This window comes from Dermatophilus congolensis (assembly GCF_900447215.1).
Classification (GTDB): Bacteria; Actinomycetota; Actinomycetes; order Actinomycetales; family Dermatophilaceae; genus Dermatophilus; species Dermatophilus congolensis_A.
The window spans coordinates 528,623-547,061 of record NZ_UFYA01000001.1 but is presented as its reverse complement, the minus strand read 5'-3'; the positions used below and the strand labels follow the sequence as shown (position 1 = coordinate 547,061).

General features: G+C 58.4%; 16 protein-coding genes and 1 riboswitch. All 16 genes read right to left on the bottom strand.

The window, feature by feature from the left end:
- Window positions 1-15: 15 nt before the first annotated feature.
- The 16 genes from rpmA to DXZ77_RS02250 all read right to left on the bottom strand — a co-directional run bounded on the left by rpmA (window position 16) and on the right by DXZ77_RS02250 (window position 18,437).
- Complete coding sequence (gene rpmA, locus DXZ77_RS02325) at window positions 16-279, bottom strand: 50S ribosomal protein L27 (RefSeq protein ID WP_028326939.1); 264 nt, start codon at window positions 277-279, stop codon at window positions 16-18.
- 28 nt (window positions 280-307) lie between these two features.
- Entirely contained in the window at window positions 308-616 is a 309-nt protein-coding gene (rplU, locus tag DXZ77_RS02320; RefSeq protein ID WP_028326940.1) for a 50S ribosomal protein L21, read from the bottom strand.
- A gap of 129 nt (window positions 617-745) precedes the next feature.
- A complete protein-coding gene (locus DXZ77_RS02315; protein ID WP_115029631.1) occupies window positions 746-3,628 on the bottom strand; it encodes an Rne/Rng family ribonuclease in 2,883 nt (960 codons plus the stop codon).
- Between the two features lie 151 nt (window positions 3,629-3,779).
- On the bottom strand, window positions 3,780-4,493 hold the full coding sequence (locus DXZ77_RS02310) for a TIGR03936 family radical SAM-associated protein (RefSeq protein ID WP_258553299.1): 714 nt from the start codon (window positions 4,491-4,493) through the stop codon (window positions 3,780-3,782).
- 216 nt (window positions 4,494-4,709) lie between these two features.
- Window positions 4,710-5,354 carry an energy-coupling factor transporter transmembrane component T family protein gene (locus DXZ77_RS02305; RefSeq protein WP_181815996.1) on the bottom strand — a complete coding sequence of 215 codons (645 nt, stop codon included), beginning with the start codon at window positions 5,352-5,354 and terminating at the stop codon, window positions 4,710-4,712.
- A gap of 113 nt (window positions 5,355-5,467) precedes the next feature.
- Window positions 5,468-6,970: an ABC transporter ATP-binding protein gene (locus tag DXZ77_RS02300; protein ID WP_181815995.1), complete on the bottom strand. Its 1,503-nt coding sequence runs from the start codon at window positions 6,968-6,970 to the stop codon at window positions 5,468-5,470.
- Between the two features lie 2 nt (window positions 6,971-6,972).
- Window positions 6,973-7,638, bottom strand: a complete 666-nt coding sequence (locus DXZ77_RS02295; protein ID WP_115029627.1) for an ECF transporter S component — start codon at window positions 7,636-7,638, stop codon at window positions 6,973-6,975.
- A gap of 66 nt (window positions 7,639-7,704) precedes the next feature.
- Window positions 7,705-7,809, bottom strand: a riboswitch (TPP riboswitch).
- Window positions 7,810-7,957: 148 nt separating this feature from the next.
- On the bottom strand, window positions 7,958-9,985 hold the full coding sequence (locus DXZ77_RS02290; RefSeq protein WP_115029626.1) for a TIGR03960 family B12-binding radical SAM protein: 2,028 nt from the start codon (window positions 9,983-9,985) through the stop codon (window positions 7,958-7,960).
- Between the two features lie 78 nt (window positions 9,986-10,063).
- Entirely contained in the window at window positions 10,064-10,846 is a 783-nt protein-coding gene (locus DXZ77_RS02285) for a nucleoside phosphorylase (protein ID WP_115029625.1), read from the bottom strand.
- Window positions 10,843-11,826 (bottom strand): bifunctional riboflavin kinase/FAD synthetase, encoded by a 984-nt coding sequence (locus DXZ77_RS02280; RefSeq protein ID WP_115029624.1) that lies wholly within the window; start codon window positions 11,824-11,826, stop codon window positions 10,843-10,845. The genes DXZ77_RS02285 and DXZ77_RS02280 overlap by 4 nt, the downstream gene beginning before the upstream one ends.
- Window positions 11,827-11,850: 24 nt before the next feature.
- Window positions 11,851-12,531, bottom strand: coding sequence for an FMN-binding negative transcriptional regulator (locus DXZ77_RS02275; RefSeq protein ID WP_115029623.1), 681 nt, complete (start codon window positions 12,529-12,531; stop codon window positions 11,851-11,853).
- Window positions 12,532-12,578: 47 nt separating this feature from the next.
- Window positions 12,579-13,103 carry an ASCH domain-containing protein gene (locus DXZ77_RS02270; RefSeq protein WP_115029622.1) on the bottom strand — a complete coding sequence of 175 codons (525 nt, stop codon included), beginning with the start codon at window positions 13,101-13,103 and terminating at the stop codon, window positions 12,579-12,581.
- A gap of 50 nt (window positions 13,104-13,153) precedes the next feature.
- The gene (truB, locus tag DXZ77_RS02265; RefSeq protein ID WP_115029621.1) at window positions 13,154-14,227 is read right to left on the bottom strand and encodes a tRNA pseudouridine(55) synthase TruB; all 1,074 of its coding nucleotides are present in this window, start codon (window positions 14,225-14,227) and stop codon (window positions 13,154-13,156) included.
- 3 nt (window positions 14,228-14,230) lie between these two features.
- Window positions 14,231-14,665, bottom strand: a complete 435-nt coding sequence (rbfA, locus tag DXZ77_RS02260; RefSeq protein ID WP_115029620.1) for a 30S ribosome-binding factor RbfA — start codon at window positions 14,663-14,665, stop codon at window positions 14,231-14,233.
- 262 nt (window positions 14,666-14,927) lie between these two features.
- Window positions 14,928-17,912, bottom strand: a complete 2,985-nt coding sequence (gene infB, locus DXZ77_RS02255; protein ID WP_115029619.1) for a translation initiation factor IF-2 — start codon at window positions 17,910-17,912, stop codon at window positions 14,928-14,930.
- Between the two features lie 165 nt (window positions 17,913-18,077).
- On the bottom strand, window positions 18,078-18,437 hold the full coding sequence (locus tag DXZ77_RS02250; RefSeq protein ID WP_115032427.1) for a YlxR family protein: 360 nt from the start codon (window positions 18,435-18,437) through the stop codon (window positions 18,078-18,080).
- Window positions 18,438-18,439: the final 2 nt, after the last annotated feature.

Sequence of the window (18,439 nt, the reverse complement as noted above, 5' to 3'; positions counted from 1 at the left end):
AAACTCGATGGGGCGTCACTCAGCAGCGACGGGCTCCACAATGCTAACGACCTTGCGGCCACGCTTGGTGCCGAACTCAACCGCACCAGCGGAGAGGGCGAACAGCGTGTCATCGCCGCCACGGCCGACGTTCACGCCAGGGTGGAAGTGCGTGCCACGCTGACGGACGATGATCTCACCAGCGTTGACCAGCTGACCACCAAAACGCTTCACACCAAGGCGCTGCGCGTTCGAGTCACGACCGTTTTTGGAGCTGGATGCACCCTTCTTGTGTGCCATGTCAAACCTCTCTTACGACGACGAAAAATCAGGCGTTGATCGCGGTGATCTTGATCTGCGTGAGGGGCTGACGGTGGCCCTGACGCTTGCGGTAACCCGTCTTGTTCTTGTACTTAACGATGGAGATCTTGGGGCCCTTCGCGGCTTTCACGATCTCAGCGGTAACAGTGGCTTTACCGAGCTTTTCGGCGCCTGCAGTCACCTTGTCACCGTCAACGAGCAACACCGGAGTGAGTTCGATGTTAGAACCGGGCTCGGCATCAATCTTGTCGACCAGGAGCTTGTCGCCAACTGCCACCTTCTCCTGGCGGCCACCGGCGCGAACAATCGCGTACACGTAAACACACTCACTTTCTGGGGTTGCTGCGCCGCTTGCTACCGGCCCGTCGCCCGAATGGCACGAGTCACGGTGGACGCACGACATATCACTGTACCGTGCGCTGGGAAGTCACCCAAACGCACACGATCACTCAGCGGTGCTACTTTCTCCACCGGCAGCAACTTCACCCGTAGCAGCCGGAGGACCTGCAGGCGCTCCTGCAGCACGACGCCCCGCACGGCGAGTCCGCTTCTTCGGAGCAACAGCCTCTTCAGCAACAGATACCTCAACCTCAGCAGGCTCATCCGACACGACAGATGCAACCATTGCGAGCTGAGTTAACGGCGCAGCATCCACCACAGCAGCTTCCTGCACAGTCATCAGCCCCATACCGCTACTATCTGCGGCTCCCGATGGCGCGCTCGCAGCACGACGCCCCGCACGGCGAGTCCGCTTCTTAGTAACTTCCGGTTTAACCGCTTCCGCCTCCGAAGCCACTACTTGCGCTGCTGCCTCTTCGACCTTTGCTTCGGCAGACTCAACAGGCGAAACAACCTCCGGCTCCGTCGCAACAATGGCAGTCACCGCCTCACCCACAGCGGTGCGCGGCGCTCCTGCAGCACGACGACCTGCACGGCGAGTCCGCTTCTTTACTGGCTCAGGCGCCTCGCCCTCAGCTGCCACCTGGTCCGGAACGCTCTTGAGCGCAGCCGCTACCTTCGCCATAGCAGCAGCGGAAACGCCGCGGCGCTCCTCACCAGACTCTTCTAGAACCTCTTCGACCGGCTCAATAACTTCTTCGACCAGCTCAACTTCCTGCGGCTTAGGCTCAGGCGCTTCGGCATTCTTACCTTTACGACCTTTACGTGCCTTACGCCCCTCACCATCAGGCTCACCTGAAGGCAACTTAGGTGTATTCCGAACGATGATTCCACGCCCATGACAATGCTCACACGTCTCAGAGAACACCTCAATCAGCCCGGCGCCGACTCGCTTACGCGTCATCTGCACCAAACCAAGCGAGGTCACCTCAGCAACCTGGTGCTTAGTCCGGTCACGCCCAAGGCACTCAACCAGGCGACGAACCACCAGCTCACGGTTGGACTCCAACACCATGTCAATGAAGTCGACCACAATGATGCCGCCGATATCGCGCAAACGCAGCTGATTAACGATCTCCTCAGCCGCTTCCAAGTTGTTTTTAGTGACGGTTTCTTCCAGGTTTCCGCCTGCACCAACAAACTTGCCCGTGTTCACGTCGATGACCGTCATCGCCTCAGTGCGGTCAATAATCAACGAACCGCCGCTGGGCAGCCAGACCTTACGGTCCATCGCCTTAGCCAGCTGCTCATCAATGCGGTAAGTCGTAAAAAGATCTGCTTTCTCAGTCCACTGGGTCACACGATCACGCAGATCAGGAGCAACCGACTCCACATACTCACTCACCGTCGCCCACGCGTTACTTCCCGAAACAACAAGCTTCGAGAAGTCCTCGTTGAAGATGTCACGAACAACTCGGACAGTCAGCCCCGGCTCCCCGTGCAAGAGCACCGGCCCATGACCACTCGCCGCTTTCTTCTGGATTGTTTCCCACTGACGCGCAAGACGCTTCACATCAGCGGTCAATTCCTCCTCGCTGGCGCCTTCGGCAGCAGTCCGCACGATCACGCCAGCGTCCTCAGGCACGATCTTTTTCAACAGCGACTTCAACCGCGCACGCTCTGTGTCTGGCAACTTACGAGAAATCCCCGTCATAGAGCCATCCGGCACATACACAAGGAACCGTCCAGGCAACGAAACCTGACTCGTCAAACGAGCACCCTTATGACCAATCGGGTCCTTGGTCACCTGCACCAGCACGTTCTGCCCCGGCGAAAGAGCATTCTCGATACGTCGCTGACTACCACCCTCAAGACCAGCAGCATCCCAATTCACTTCACCGGCATACAGCACACCATTACGGTTCTTACCGATATCAACGAACGCTGCCTCCATCGACGGCAACACATTCTGAACACGACCCAAGTAGACGTTACCCACGCTGCTTGCGCCAGAGCTACCACCAGCACTGCCATCAGCGCCAGAGAGATAGTGCTCAACTAGCACACCATCCTCAAGCACACCGATCTCAATCCGATTATCAATCTCACGGATCGCCATAACCCGTTCGACACTTTCACGACGCGCCAAAAACTGCGCCTCCGTGATGATCGTGCGGCGCCGACCAGCCTCACGACCATCCCGACGCCGCTGCCGCTTCGCCTCCAGGCGGGTTGAACCCTTAATCCCAGTCGCCTCATCACGGCTCTTACGCGACTCACGCACACGAGTCGTTACACCAGGCACATCCTCTTGAGCCTCTACCGAAGACCCTGCACGGCGACGACGCCGGGTACGCCGACGGCTAGAACGGCCTTCCTCATCCTCACCACCCTCATACTCATCGCCGTCCGAATAAGAATCACTCGAAGAGTCATCAGTGTCCTCATCTGTCGACGAAGATTCCTCGTCAACAGACTTCACCGCATCTTCGTTATCCTCCCCCAACGAACGGCGCCGTCCACGCCCACCCCGACGACGTCGACGGGTGCGGCTCTCACTGGGCTCAGACTCATCAGCGCCATCCTGCCGCTCTTCAGCCTCAGCGACATCTGCCTGCAGATCGCCATCAACAACATCTTCCTGTGGAGCCTCCAGCTCCACATCCCCTTCATGATCACTGCGGTGACGAGCCCCACGCCCACCCCGACGCCCGCGACGACTACGCCGCGCACCACGAGATTCCCGTTCGTCCTCGCCGTCATCACTACCCTCACGCGGCTGCGGCTCCTCAACTTCATCAGCCGAGGACTCGTTCACCTCCACCCGCTCAGAACGCACACGACGACGCACCGTCGTCACGGCAGTCGGATCGGGAGCCTGAAAAATCAACCCAAAACTTGCACCCACAGGTGCTGCAGCCGATCCACCAGAGACAGCCATAACTTCATCCAACTGCGCATGTGATGTGTTTTTTTCATCGGAAGCCATCTGGCATTCCTTCCCGCAGCACGCCAACGGCGACCACGCCCATAACCTCTGCACCGCGCGCGCCAATGTTCGTCAGCGCCTATGGAACCGGTGTATCCGATCCACTAAAAGTCTGATCTCCAACCCCACGGGCTCGCGGTCACGCGTCACCTCACGGAGTAGCCGAAGCAGTTCCGGCAGCGAATGGATCGGCCACCGCTGCGGCTGCGAGCTCGAGCGGGCCTTGGGCCAAGCGCGTCGCCTTAACTGGACGCGCAACATTCAAATCTACGGCTGCTCGCATCGCAGCAAGAACATCTTCGGGGCGTACGGCGGGCGTGGTATGCCGCACTACCATTTCCAGTATCGCACACGGAGCCGACTCCGATACCGAGTGCATCGACAACACCGCCTCGCGAGTGTCATAAGTGCGTGGCCCCTTCTTCAACACCCGCGTGATCTCAGCCTTCTCCAAACTCAGATACGCAGCTACCGCCCGATCCAACTCGGCGTGCTCCTCCTGAGAAACCTCACCAAACTCCACACGCCACAATGACCCCTCCATCAACTCAGCCAACGAGCCACCAACACCCTCAACCACCTCAACTACCCCATACCCATCCGGCAAAGCAGCATCCAAAGCTTCACAAACGGCCTGCGGATCCAACCGGCGAGTCACCGAAATCTCGACATACTCAGCCTCACTCGCGGTACCTGTCGGAGCTGCATTCGTATACGAAATTTTCTGGTGCGGATGGAATCCAGCCGAATACGCCACCGGGATCGCTGCACGACGCAAAGCCCGCTCCAGCGCACGCTGAAAATCACGGGTAGAAGTAAACCGCAGCCGCCCCCGCTTCGCATAACGAATACGTAGTTTCTGCACCGCAGGATCCGGCGCTGGTCCAGTAGGAACCCGCTGACGTCGCTTCTTCGCAGGCTGCGACACCGACTTCTCCGACGTCTTTACCGCATCAGATTCACCGCCGGTCAACAACGCCTGCTCTGCAGTGGTATCGCTACTAGACATGGCCCAAAAGCCTAACTGCCCCCACGCCTAGCTCAACTCGGTGAGCCCCAACACCCCCATACCTGAACAGCCTCATAGCCCCAAAACACTCAAAAACCACGGCAACACCGCCAAAAATCCACCAAGAAAAATCACCACAAAATCCCATCGATTCCATACCGCAGGCTCAACCCACGTACGCCGCACCCCTGGCCCCCCCAACCGTTCATACCCGCGAGCCGACATCGCCACCGTAACCACCCCAGCCTGCCGCAACGACTCAACCAACAACGCAATCGTCAACCGCCACAACTCCCCTGCCCTACCCAACACACCTCGATCAGCCGCCACGCCCCGAACCCGACGCGCCCACCTCAACTCCTGCCACTCCTGCGACAACGAATCCAACCGCTGCAACGCAGCCACAGCAGAAAGCACCGCGCGCGCAGGAAAACGCAACCGCTGCCCCAAGTGATCCCCCAGCTGCGAGACATCCACCAAACCAACAATCACAACCCCCGGCCACGCAAAATACGCAACTCGCAACCCAGCCGTCGCAGCCACAGCTAACGACGAATCCTCAGCAAGCAACCAATTCGACCAAGTCACCGAAGCCACCGCAAGCACCGGAGGAACCATCCGACGCCAGTCACAAGCAGCCCGCCCCGCGATCCCCACCGTGACAACCACAACAACCAAAAAAGCCACACCCGCCACGGGCAAAGACCAAATACTCACCCCCCCAACGGCAACAAGAAACGAAAATCCCATAAGAGAAAGCGGCCCAGCCTGGCACCCCAAAAAACCGGCCCGACATCCCCCCCGGCCCCCTGACAAACCAGCATCACTCATCAGGAAACCTCAACCGTGCTATCAACTAACCCCGAACTCCCACACAGTGACCGATCATGACTGGCCACAACGACACCCGCCCCCACCTGACACATCACACTCATAACACCAGCAACAGCCGCCCACGTACCGCGATCTTGACCAACAGTAGGCTCATCAAGAGCAACAAAACCAGGGCCGTGCAACACCGCAGAAGCAACAGCTAAACGACGCTTTTCCCCTCCAGAAAGAGAATGCGGATTACGGCCCAACACATGCCCCAAAGACAACGCTTCAGCGACTTGCTCACCGCGCTGCTCAACACCCACCAGACCCAAAACACGAGCCGTCGCCACCAAACTGTCCCAGACAGTGTCAGCCACCACCGTCTGCGAAGAACGTTGCGGCACCCACGAAACACGCGCAGCGAGCACGCGCGAACTCCACTCTGCAGGCGAAGAAGAACCCATAAAACCCTCACCAAAAAGAGCAGACGTGGCCCGAACCGAACCCGACGTAGGCGCTGCAAGACCAGCTAAAAGCCGCAAAAAAGACGACTTACCCGCCCCACTACGCCCTTGTATCCCCAAAACCTCTCCAGCTCGCACACACGCATCAGTAGAAGTAAGCACCTGCACCGGCGCGCGCCGCGTCCGCGTCAACGAACGCGGCGGAGTACGGAGCCACTCAACCTGCTCCGCCACCATCAACACATCACCAAAAGCAGGCCGTTTTCTCTCCACATGCCCCGCGACAAACAGCCCTTCAGGAAGAGGCAGCGGTGCCGGATCAGACACACCCGGCACCCACACCCCCAAACTCGACAACATCTCACGACACGTGTCCACATGACTGACCGGAAAATCCGACACAAGAGAACCCTCAGCGCCCATCACCAACACTCGATCAACAAGAGGCAGCCACGGCTCAATACGATGCTCAACCACAATTAGAGTGCTCCCCCGAGCACTCACCGACTGATCAACAGCATCACGAACCACAGCTGACGACTCCTCATCAAGACAGGCAGTCGGCTCATCCAGCAGCAGCACCTCAGGGCGAGGAGCAATCACCCCCGCAAGGGCAAGCCGCTGAGCCTCACCCCCAGAAAGCGCTAAAGTCGAACGCGACGTTGGGTAAGGGAATCCCACCAACTCCAAAGCTTCCCGAACAGCCACATGAATATCTGAGCGAGGCATCGCAGCGTTCTCACAGCCGAAAGCAACATCACGACCAACCGTGGCTGCCACCAGTGCATCCGCAGGATCTTGAGTAAGAAGACCAACATTGCCTCCGCGCTGCAGCGAACCATGCAAAACGCCAGGATCAACCTCGCCTAGAACACCAGCAATCGCATGCAGCAACGTAGATTTTCCCGCACCAGAAGGACCAATAAGAAGGACTCGCTCACCAGGGTCTATTTGAAGATCAACCTCATGCAGTACCGGAGTCTGTTGACCCTCCGGTATCCACGTCAGACCTTCTAAACGCACTGCACCGAGAGGCAGGTTTTTACCCGACACGATCAGTGCCTGCAATCCAAACCTGGCTGCTGAAGAGCATCACGCCCCGCAGGCAACGCCCGCAACGCCCCCGTCGAGGCAAGGGCACGCATGATGCTCCACCCACCGCACCCGGCAATAAGCACACCCGAAACTGCGGCAGCACCCAACGACACAAAACGCCACACCCACGCATATTCAACCTGATAAACCCACCACTCATAACCAGCAATCTCCACGACCGCGGCAAGAAAACCACCAAGGATCGCAACGCTTACGCCTGCCCGACGCCACCGGAATAACGCGAATGCAGTCTCAACCCCCAGCCCCTGCAACGTGGCGGAAACCATCACCATCGCTCCCCACTCATTACCAAGCGCCATCTCCACAAAAGCAGCAATACACTCGATAAACACTGCTGCACCTGGCCGACGCACAATAAGCATTCCGACAACACACGGCAGCAGCCACACACCCAAGGTCAACGACATCAGTGGCGGAAACACCAAAGCCAGCTTCACAAAGGGATAGAGCAAAACATCCCACGCCCAGAACGCCACTCCGAACGCGACGCCCAACATCGCCAGAGTCACGAAATCAAGCCCGCGCCACGCTGCTGGCCCACCACGTGCCACTGCAAAACGTGCCCGCTCATCGCCGCTTCGCGGCGCTTCTGTTCCTACTGCCATCAGAACACCCGTTTCTCACCGCGATTGCGGTGCCACACGGGGAATAGGCGCCATTTGATAGACGCCCACGAGAAGATCCCGACTCCCTACACCGGTACTAACCGGATCAGGTTCGAGGGTCTGCGGAACACCCGCACTCTCAGCGCTGTCTGCGCTCCCCTGTCGTAAAAACGAGCATACACACGCTCTCTTCACCGCGGCCTTGGGCACCGCACTACCTGCCTACACCACGACGGGGCGGCGCGAGCTTTTCACTCACGCCGCCCCGCATCTTCAAATCAACGCACTGCGCCTAAAGCAAACTCAGTGCACGGACGACTCACCCAACTTTCTCCGTGAGTTTTTCAGCTCCATCCCGCAACACTGTCAAAGGCAACAACGTCGCCCCTGTAGGACCAATCTCGATATCCGTCCCCATCGTTGGGCACACCCCACAGTCGAAACAAGGCGTCCAACGACAGTCGTCCTGCTCCACCTCTTCAAGAGCGTCTTGCCAGTCATCCCACAACCACTCCTTATCCAAACCAGAGTCGATGTGATCCCACGGAAGCACCTCTTCTTCAGTGCGTTCACGCGTGGTGTACCACGCCAAATCAATAGGCCACCCATGTTCATCGTTCATCACGTCGAACACTTCTGCAGCCTTAGTCACCCACCGTGTGTGTGAAAAATGTTCACTCCAACCATCAAACTTTCCACCATCACGCCAAACCGCCTCAATGACCTCACCCACACGACGATCACCGCGCGAAAGCAAACCCTCAATCTGACCTGGCTTGCCATCGTGATAGCGATACCCGATAGACCTTCCGTACTTCTTGTCTGCCCGAATCGCATCACGCAACTTCACCAAACGAGCATCTGTCTCCTCTGGCGACAACTGCCCCGCCCACTGGAAAGGAGTGTGCGCCTTCGGCACAAACCCACCAATCGACACAGTGCAACGAATATCTTTGTTGCCGCTGACCTTTCGGCCCTCCTCAATCACCCGAGAAGCCATCTTCGCAATCTGCAGCACATCCTCATCAGTCTCCGTGGGCAAACCACACATGAAGTACAACTTCACCTGACGCCAGCCAGCGCCATACGCCGCCGAAACCGTCTGGATAAGATCGTCCTCACTCACCATCTTGTTAATCACACGACGCAAACGCTCACTCCCTCCCTCGGGAGCAAACGTCAAACCAGACCTGCGTCCATTACGAGACAACTCATTAGCAAGATCGATATTGAACGCATCCACCCGCGTACTAGGCAACGACAAAGACGTATTCGTCCCCTCATAGCGATCCGCCAACCCCTTCGTGATCTCAGCGATCTCCGAATGATCCGCACTCGACAACGACAAAAGGCCGACTTCCTCATACCCCGTCGCAGCCAAACCGCTTTCCACCATCTCACCGATACCAGTGATCGAGCGCTCCCGCACCGGACGGGTAATCATCCCGGCCTGACAAAACCGGCACCCTCGCGTACAGCCACGGAAAATCTCTACACTCATCCGCTCATGCACCGTTTCAGCAATCGGCACGATCGGCTGTTTCGGATACGGCCACTCATCCAAATCCGTAACCGTATGCTTCACTGCCCGTTCAGGAACGCCAGCAGCCAAAGCCTCATCCTTCAAGCAGACCTGTTCAATACACCCATCGGCCCGGTACGTCACCTCGTAAAAACCAGGAACATAAACGCCCCCATCCACAGCCAAACGAGTCAACAACTCCGTCCGGCCACCAGGGCGCCCCTCCTTCTTCCACGCAGTGATGATCTCGCTAGCCTTCAATACTGCTGCCTCACCATCACCAATAATCGCGGCATCAATAAACCGCGCAATTGGCTCCGGGTTAAAACTGGCATGACCACCGACAAGAACAATCGGGTCATCAACACCGCGTTCATGCGCATGCAGCGGAATCCCAGCCAGGTCCAGCGCCTCCAACATGTTCGTGTAGTTCAACTCCGTGGAAAAACTAATCCCAAGAACATCGAACTCACACACCGCACGGTGCGCATCCACCGTCAACAGCGGCACCCCCGAAGCACGCATACTCTCAGCCAAATCCGGCCACACTGCATACGTACGCTCAGCCAGGGCATCAGAACGCTCATTCAGCACTTCATAAAGGATCATCAGTCCCTGATTGGGCAGCCCCACCTCATAAGCATCTGGGTACATAAGAGCCCAACGAGCAGTCAATTCCTGCTGCTCCCCATCAGGTCCGGTGGCGAAACCACCGCAATCCCAATCCTTGACCTGGCTGTTCATCTCGCCACCGAGGTATTGGATGGGTTTATTGACCGCTCCGAGCAGCGGCTCGAGTTGGTCGATTCTCGAGGTTCCACGCATACCACCAGGGTATGCGTGGGGTGATCTTCATCCCAATCGCGCCGCACTCAACACTATTCGCGCATTAAACGAGATAATTCAAAGTTTGAGCGCCGCATCAAGAGCCGCATTCAACGCAATCTCCCGAAAGCTACTACCCCAACCTCGCTGATCGTGGACCTCCGCAGCCAAACTATCCGCCGAATAGAGAATCTGCCCAAACCTCACCCCACGGAACTGTGCCATCGCAGACAAAGCCGAGCACTCCATCTCGACAACCTCGCAGCCCTGCCCTCGACGAGCAGCCACCTTTCCCGGAGTCTCACGGAAAAACCCATCTGTCGTCCATGTCGCAGCCTCCACGAACTCCAACCCCAACCCCTCAATCGCCTCGCCACACGCAGCACGCACCTGCGCATCAGTTTCTACCCACCGGCCAGCAGGAAGGTAGTGGTACGACGTGCCCTCATCGCGCAAAGCTTTCGTCGGAAGAATCAACGCCCCCGCCTCGTGCGGCACCAACGAGCCACATGACCCCACCGCCACAAGCGTATCTACGCCAAGCATCACTGCACGCTCAGCAACCGTCACCGACGCAGCCGCCCCCACCGGCATATTTACCAGTGCAAGTTGCTCACCCTGGTACTCCCCCACCCACATCGGTACGACTCCAGCGATGAGATCAAACTCAAACCCCACCTGCCATCCCTGAGCCGCCGCGAACTTCTGGACCACATCCCCAAGGAACGCCAACACAATCCGCCGCGGCAAAACCGGATCATTACCAGCCTCAGCCGCACGATGCCCATCACCAACAAAGTCACGCACATCTGCGTCATATTCAAGAAGCGGGACCTGCCCCCCAAAGAACTGTGCACTCATACCGACGGCACCACCGACGAAAGAATCTGCCTTGTCTGTGCCACATCCTGCTCCATGCACTCCAACAACTCCTCCACCGAGTCAAACTTCAACGTAGGCCGCAACATCTTCACAAACTCAACATTCACACGCTCGCCGTACAAATCCAGATCTGTTCGGTCAAGCACATAGGCCTCTACGCGCCGCTGCGTGCCCTCAAACGTAGGATTCGTACCCACCGAAATAGCCGTCGGCAACATACGTTCAGCCGAACCAACCGGCATCCCCGGCCGAATCAACCACCCCGCATACACCCCATCAGCAGGAACAAGCCCCTCACTGTCCGTACTCAAATTAGCTGTCGGATACCCCAGCTCACGCCCACGGTGATCCCCGTGAACCACCTCACCAGAGACAACATGCGGACGCCCCAAAACCTTGGCCGCCTCCCCCACCTCACCACGAGCAAGGAAATCCCGCGTCATCGACGATGACCACCGCTGCACAGCAGCCTCTGAGCCAGCACACACCCCCACATCATCAAGAACCACCGTTTCGAATCCAAACTCCTCACCTAGCGCACGCATCGTCTCCACATCGCCCGCATTACGGTGCCCAAACCTACTGTCACGGCCCAGAATGACCGCCTTAGCGTTAAGCCCCTCCACGATCACCTGCTGCACAAACTCTCGCGGACTCAACTGCGCAAACTCCGCAGTAAAATCCAAAACCAGCACGCCACCCAATCCACTATCAGCCATCCGATCCAACCGCTGAGAAGTGCTGCACACCATCTCCGGAGCGTCTTCTGGACGAAGCACAGCCAATGGGTGCTGCGCGAATGTAATCGCCACAGAAGTCACCCCCCGCGATGCAGCCTGCGAATTCAATGCGCTCAACACCGCTCGATGCCCCCGATGCACACCGTCGAAAGTTCCTATAGTCACGGCAGTGGGGCCGAGATCGGCGGGCAGATCAGATACCTGGTTCCAGCGCAGCACGACGACTACTGTATCGCCCGCCCTCTACCCTCTGCGCAGGCTACGCAACGTCTGAGCGCGCGCACGCGCCGCAGGCAACGCAATATCACGATAAATCGCAGCACACTGCTCATCTCCACGAGATTCAGCACGGCGCAAAAGCATCTGCACATCACTAGGGGTCTTGTTCTGCGCGAACTTACATTTGGCGACCACGCGCTCAATCGGAATCTCAACTCCCACCACTGCGCGCAACATCTTTTCGATGAAATCCCCTGGAGCATCATCCGTGCGCCACTGCTCAGAAGAACCAGACTCAAACCTGCCACTCAACTGAGTCACATGTTCACGTAACCACACCAAATCCTCATGCAATAGCAAAGGCCCATACGCATGCACAGCAACGTAATTCCATGTAGGAACAACCCGACCTGTATCTTCGTGCGACGGCAACCCAGCAGGCGAAACATACTCGTCCGGGCCCCGAACAATAACTAACGCCTGCTCCTCTGGCTCCCGCCGGCCGTAATCACGCACAATCGGGTTATTTCGCGCCACATGCATGCGCAGCCTGCCCCATAGCGTTCCGTCATCAACCCACTGCAAAGGCAGAAAAGTCGCCTCAGGAACCCCATCAGTCACCGTCACCACATCAGCAGTCTGCGCAGACGCTATATATCCATGCACCTGCTCATCAGACATCCGAAAATGCGCTGGAACATACATAGCCACACGCTACGCCGCCCCACACGCCCACCCGTCCTCAAAATTCCTTACGGGAAAAGAACGCGGAAACGCTCCAAAACCACTGGCATATCATCGGCGAAATCTCGACCATGAGCAGCCTGATCAACAAGTTCGCGACGGCGCGTATGCTTCCACGACGACACCGCCCCATCCCCTTCGCCTTCCGCGCGCACATGCTCAGCATCTACCTCATCAAAACGAACCACCCGCACCTGCGTCGTCACCACCAGCGCACGCGGATCGCCCACCCCATCAAGCACAATCCCCATCGCTCCCACCTGCGGCAAATCAGCCCCAACCAATTCGTAATCCCACGCCGCGGCCGCCGTTGCAGTTTTCTTACCCTGCAAAATCAACTGAACAGCCCGATCTGCCTCCTCTGCTGAGGTACCAAAAGCCCACGCAGGAGGGCGCAAACTATCACCGGCGTTCGGACCAAAAACCACAGGCACAGGATTCAACATCGCCCGCAGCTTTGCCTCCTCCCAGAAGGCCTCGATCTTCTCGCCTTGAGCATCTTCCAACAAGTGCTGCCCCTCCTCGACCTGCATTACGCCCCTCACCCACAACGCATACACACCTTGAACACTGCCCCCGAAAATCAGGGAGCAGAGAAAACAACCTCAGGCATCACACGCGACGACGACTCATCAAGAATCGCGACTAACTTCCCATCAGGACCAAACGCAGCAACCGGACCAATCCGCCCTGGAAGTTCTGCAGGAATACGCACCCCATGCGAAAGCTGCTCAGCCATATCTTTATCCAGCTCCCGAACCGGGATAGAAGCACGCGCCGCTTCTTCCAACGACACCAAAGGCAAGCCAGAAGTACCCACTTGCGGATTGTCACCATTGCGAGGAGCACCAGCAGCTCGCGCCTGCTCAAGCTCTTCCACGGTAGAAGCGCGATCAAGCGTTATTTCCCCTACCCGAGTGCGCCGTAACACCGTCAAGTGACCACCGACGCCCAGCAAAGTCCCCAAGTCACGAGCTAAAGCACGCACATACGTACCCGAGGAGACAGTCACCTCAATATCAAGGAAAATAGCCGGAACAGGGTCAGCAGGAATAGCAGATACCGGCACCAGAGAAGAAACCTCTTCGCCTCGTTCACGCCGATGAATCGCAGCAGGATCTTGTGCCTCTTCCTGCGGGGGAACTACTTGCCCACGACTTACCTGGTGAACATGGAAAGTAGAAACCCGAACCGGCCTGCCCTGAAGAACAACTTCCTCTCCAGCTCGCGCACGCGTATACGAACGCTTCCCATCAATTTTGATAGCGCTCACCGTGCTAGGCACCTGAAGAATATCCCCGGTGAGAGAAGCAACAGCTTTGTGAATATCTTCATCAGACAGCGCTTCAATAGAGCCTGCTGGCGCCACGGAAGTTGCTACCCCTTCCGCGTCATCTGTCATCGTGCCAACACCGAGGCAAACCGTAGCGGTGTACGTCTTATCCGCTCCGACGATGTACGTGAGCATACGCGTCGCTTTATTCACTCCAACGACCAGCACACCCGTTGCCATCGGATCAAGAGTGCCTGCATGACCCACTTTGCGAGTGCCAGCAAGGCGCCGGCACAGACCGACCACCTGATGCGAAGTCCATCCAGCGGGCTTATCAACTACGAGAAGCCCATCCCCCACCGTCGGGTCGATCGCGCGTGCCACGACTCAGTCTCGCTCCTCGCCAGCGCTCTCATGCTTGTACGGGTCGCTTTCTCCTGCGAACTGAGCGCCACGGGCCGCAGCCAGCTCAGCATCACGTTTACGCGTTTCCGCCAGCAATTCCTCGATATGCGCTGCTCCCTCAGGAAGCGCATCAAGCACAAATTCCAAAGTAGGAGTCAAGCGGATGCCTAACCCCTTACCGACGTAGGAGCGAATGCGCCCCTTGTTCTCAGCCAACGCCTCAGCATTCCGTTCCCGCTCTTCCTCATCGCCAAGAACCGAATAAAAGACCGTAGCCTGCTGAAGATCTCCCGTTACGCGCACATCGGTGATCGTGACCATGCCGATCCGCTCATCTTTGACTCGTTCACGTAACGCCTCAGCAACAAGAACCTGAACTCGATCTGCAACCTTACGGGCGCGTGCAGGATCCGCCATAACTTCCACCTTCCGTGCATTCCCGCAGCAGAACGCTCCCTACGGGCTCTAACCGTCTCTATCTGCCAAGCACCGCGGATAACAACCTCAACACAGCGCAGGTGCACACAGATGACACATCCTAGATGATCCTGATACCTGCCTGCCCAGGCGTCCGATCGCACAAATCAGAACAACACCCTAGAAAATCCCATACGTACGGCCAGTGGCCGTGCCCTCGCAAGGACACGGCCACCAGTTATGAAGGTATTTACCTATCTCATCAGGTGCGAGGGATCTCGACCATCTCGTAGGTGGTAACCAAGTCGCCAAGCTGGATGTCGTTGTGCGAGCCGAGGTTGATACCGCACTCGTATCCTTCGCGGACCTCAGTGACATCATCCTTGAAGCGACGCAGACCGCTGATCTCCAGCCCCTCAACGACAACCACACCATCGCGGGTAATGCGTGCTTTGGAGCCACGTTTGATCGTGCCCGACTGCACCAACGAACCGGCAATGTTGCCGAACTTAGAGCTACGGAAGATCTCACGGATCTCAGCAGAGCCAGTCTCGCGCTCTTCGTACTCCGGCTTCAGCATGCCCTTCAGAGCAGCCTCCACCTCTTCAATTGCCTGGTAGATAACCGAGTAGTAGTGGATGTCAACGCCTTCGCGCTCGGCATACTCAGCGTTCTGGCCTTCAGCTCGAACGTTGAAGCCGATGATGATGGCGTTAGAGGCCACAGCAAGGTTGATGTTGTCCATCGTGATGGCGCCGACACCGCGGTCAATAATCCGCAAGTCAACTTCATCACCGACATCAATCTGCAGCAACGAGTCCTCAAGAGCCTCGACCGAACCCGACACGTCACCCTTCAGGATGAGGTTAAGAGTGTCAACCTTGCCTGCCGCGAGAGCCTCGTTGAGGTCCTCAAGGCTGATCCGCTTACGTGCCTTCGCCAGGGATGCCTGCCTGTCTGCTGCCTCACGCTTCTCAGCGATCTGACGAGCAGTGCGATCATCAGGAGCCACCACGAAGGTGTCGCCAGCGCGTGGAACGCTAGACAACCCCAAGACCTGCACCGGGCGTGAAGGCAAAGCCACATCCAGGTTGTTGCCATGCTCATCCAGCATGGCGCGCACACGACCGTAGGCAGATCCGGTGACAATCGAGTCACCGACAGCCAACGTTCCAGACTGCACCAAGACAGTGGCAGTAGCACCACGGCCGCGGTCCAGATTGGCCTCGATCGCAACACCACGTGCGTCCTTGTCCGGGTTAGCACGCAGGTCCAAAGCCGCATCCGCAGTCAGCAGAACAGCTTCGAGCAAACCGTCGATGTTCTGGTTCTGCTTCGCAGAAACATTGACGAACATCGTGTCGCCGCCGTACTCCTCAGTGATGAGGCCATACTCGGCCAACTGAGCGCGAACCTTGTCAGGGTTGGACTCCGGCAAGTCGACCTTGTTCACCGCAACCACGATCGGCACACCAGCAGCCTTGGCGTGGTTCAACGCCTCAACCGTCTGCGGCATAACGCCGTCGTTTGCAGCCACGACCAAGATCGCAATGTCGGTGACCTTGGCACCACGAGCACGCATAGCCGTGAAGGCCTGGTGACCGGGGGTGTCAATGAATGTAATCTTGCGTTCTTCGCCCTCGAGATCGGTCGTCACCTGGTATGCACCGATGTGCTGGGTGATGCCACCGGCCTCGCCCTCGATCACATGAGCATTACGAATAGCATCCAGCAGGCGCGTCTTACCGTGGTCAACGTGACCCATAACTGTGACCACCGGAGGCCGCGGCTCTAGGAGCTCGTCATCTTCGGCTTCAGCTTCGTTCTCAAGGTCGATACCGAAGCTTTCGAAGAGCTCACGCTCTTCATCCTCAGGCGAAACGACCTGAATGTCGTAGCCCAGCTCGGCACCAAGCAGCTGGAATGTTTCCTCATCCAGCGACTGTGTAGCTGTAGCCATCTCACCGAGGTGGAACAACACAGTCACCAATGCCGCGGGATCTGCATTGATTTTGTCAGCGAAGTCGCTCAGAGAAGCACCACGGCGCACACGGATGACCGTGTCACCGCTACCGCGAGGAACGTGCACACCACCGATAGAGGGGGCCTGCATCTGCTCAAACTCTTGGCGCTTCGCGCGCTTGCTCTTACGCCCGCGTGCTGGCTTACCGCCACGCCCGAACGCGCCCTGGGTGCCACCACGTCCGCGGAAGCCACCGCCTCCACCACCGCCACCGCCAGGGCGACCGCGGAAGCCACCGCCGCCACCGCTACGACCGCCACCACCGCGCGTGGGGCGTTCTCCTGGACGGGGCACCGCTGCAGACTGCGGCATCATTCCCGGGTTAGGACGAGGTGCCCCAGGACGGGATGCTGGACGTGCCCCACCTTGGCCACCTTGGCCGCCCTGACCACCGCGGCCTTGAGGTGCGCCTTGTGCACCACGGTTACCGCCTGGACGAGGACCGGGACGTCCGCCCTGCCCTTGCCCACCTTGGCCGCCCTGACCACCGCGGCTACCGCCGGGTCGAGGCATACCCTGGCTAGATGAGAAGGGGTTGTTCCCAGGACGAGGCCCACCTTGGCCGCCTTGACCACCGCGGCTACCGCCGGGTCGAGGCATACCCTGGCTAGATGAGAAGGGGTTGTTCCCAGGACGAGGCCCACCAGGCCGTGGACCGCCGGGCTTAGGCGCACCCGAGCGTGCTCCAGGCTTGGGAGCACCACCAGGCTTGGGGCCTGCTCCAGGCTTGGGAGCACCACCTGGCTTAGGAGCACCACCAGGCTTAGGAGCTGCATCCGCAGCAGAAGCAAACTGCGGCTTCTCCGGTGCAGGCTTCGGCGCAGGCGCTGGCGCTGGCGCAGCTTCGGGTGCCTCCGCAGGCGCAGGCGCCGACTCAGGCGCGGCAGGCTTCGGCGCAGCAGGTTTAGGCCCAGGCGCGGCAGGCTTCGGCGCGGCAGGCTTCGGCGCGGCAGGCTTAGGCATGTGTGCACCAGGCTTCGGCGCAGGCTTGGGCGCAGCTGGCTTCGGGGCAGGTGCAGCGGGCTTAGTCGGAGCGTCAGCAGCGCCTTCGCTCAACTTCTCCTTTGCACCTGGGAAGGTGTCTTTGATTTTCCGTACTACAGGTGCCTCGATCGTCGACGAGGCTGAGCGAACAAACTCGCCCTGTTCCTTCAGATGGTTAAGCAGTGTCTTACTCTCGACTCCAAGCTCTTTTGCAAGCTCGTAGACCCGAACCTTGGCCATTCTCTCCTCAATCTGTGGTCCGAGCCCCGAGTCGAGGAGGCGGCCTTCGAAAGGTCCGCCCGAGACGACATGTTCTCGGACCGCGTTAGTGGGTGCTGCTCATCGCTGAGTACTCATCGGATGCTCATCAGCGTCGAACCCGCTTTCGGTCATTTCGGTGATCCATCACTGGATCTTGTGTGTTCCCGTGGCTTCCACAGCAGAAACCACGTGATCGGCTTGAACAGCCAGAAAAGCTTCTACCAGCGCGGTATCCACCGCGGACCCGGCACGTAAAGCTCTACCTACTGCACGTCGCCGAACAGCCAACTCCCAACACCGCGGTGTAGCGTGCAACCACGCACCACGGCCGGGCAGCTGGCCTGCAACATCTGGTCGAACACGCGTGGTGCCTTCCGTCTCGTCAAGAACAAGACGAAGCAGCTGCGCACGTGCGTCGCGCTGTCGACACCCCACACAGGTACGTACCGGACCCTCAACGGATGGACTATCCAGCCGTTGCAGTTCCTTTTTCAGGACGCCCATGT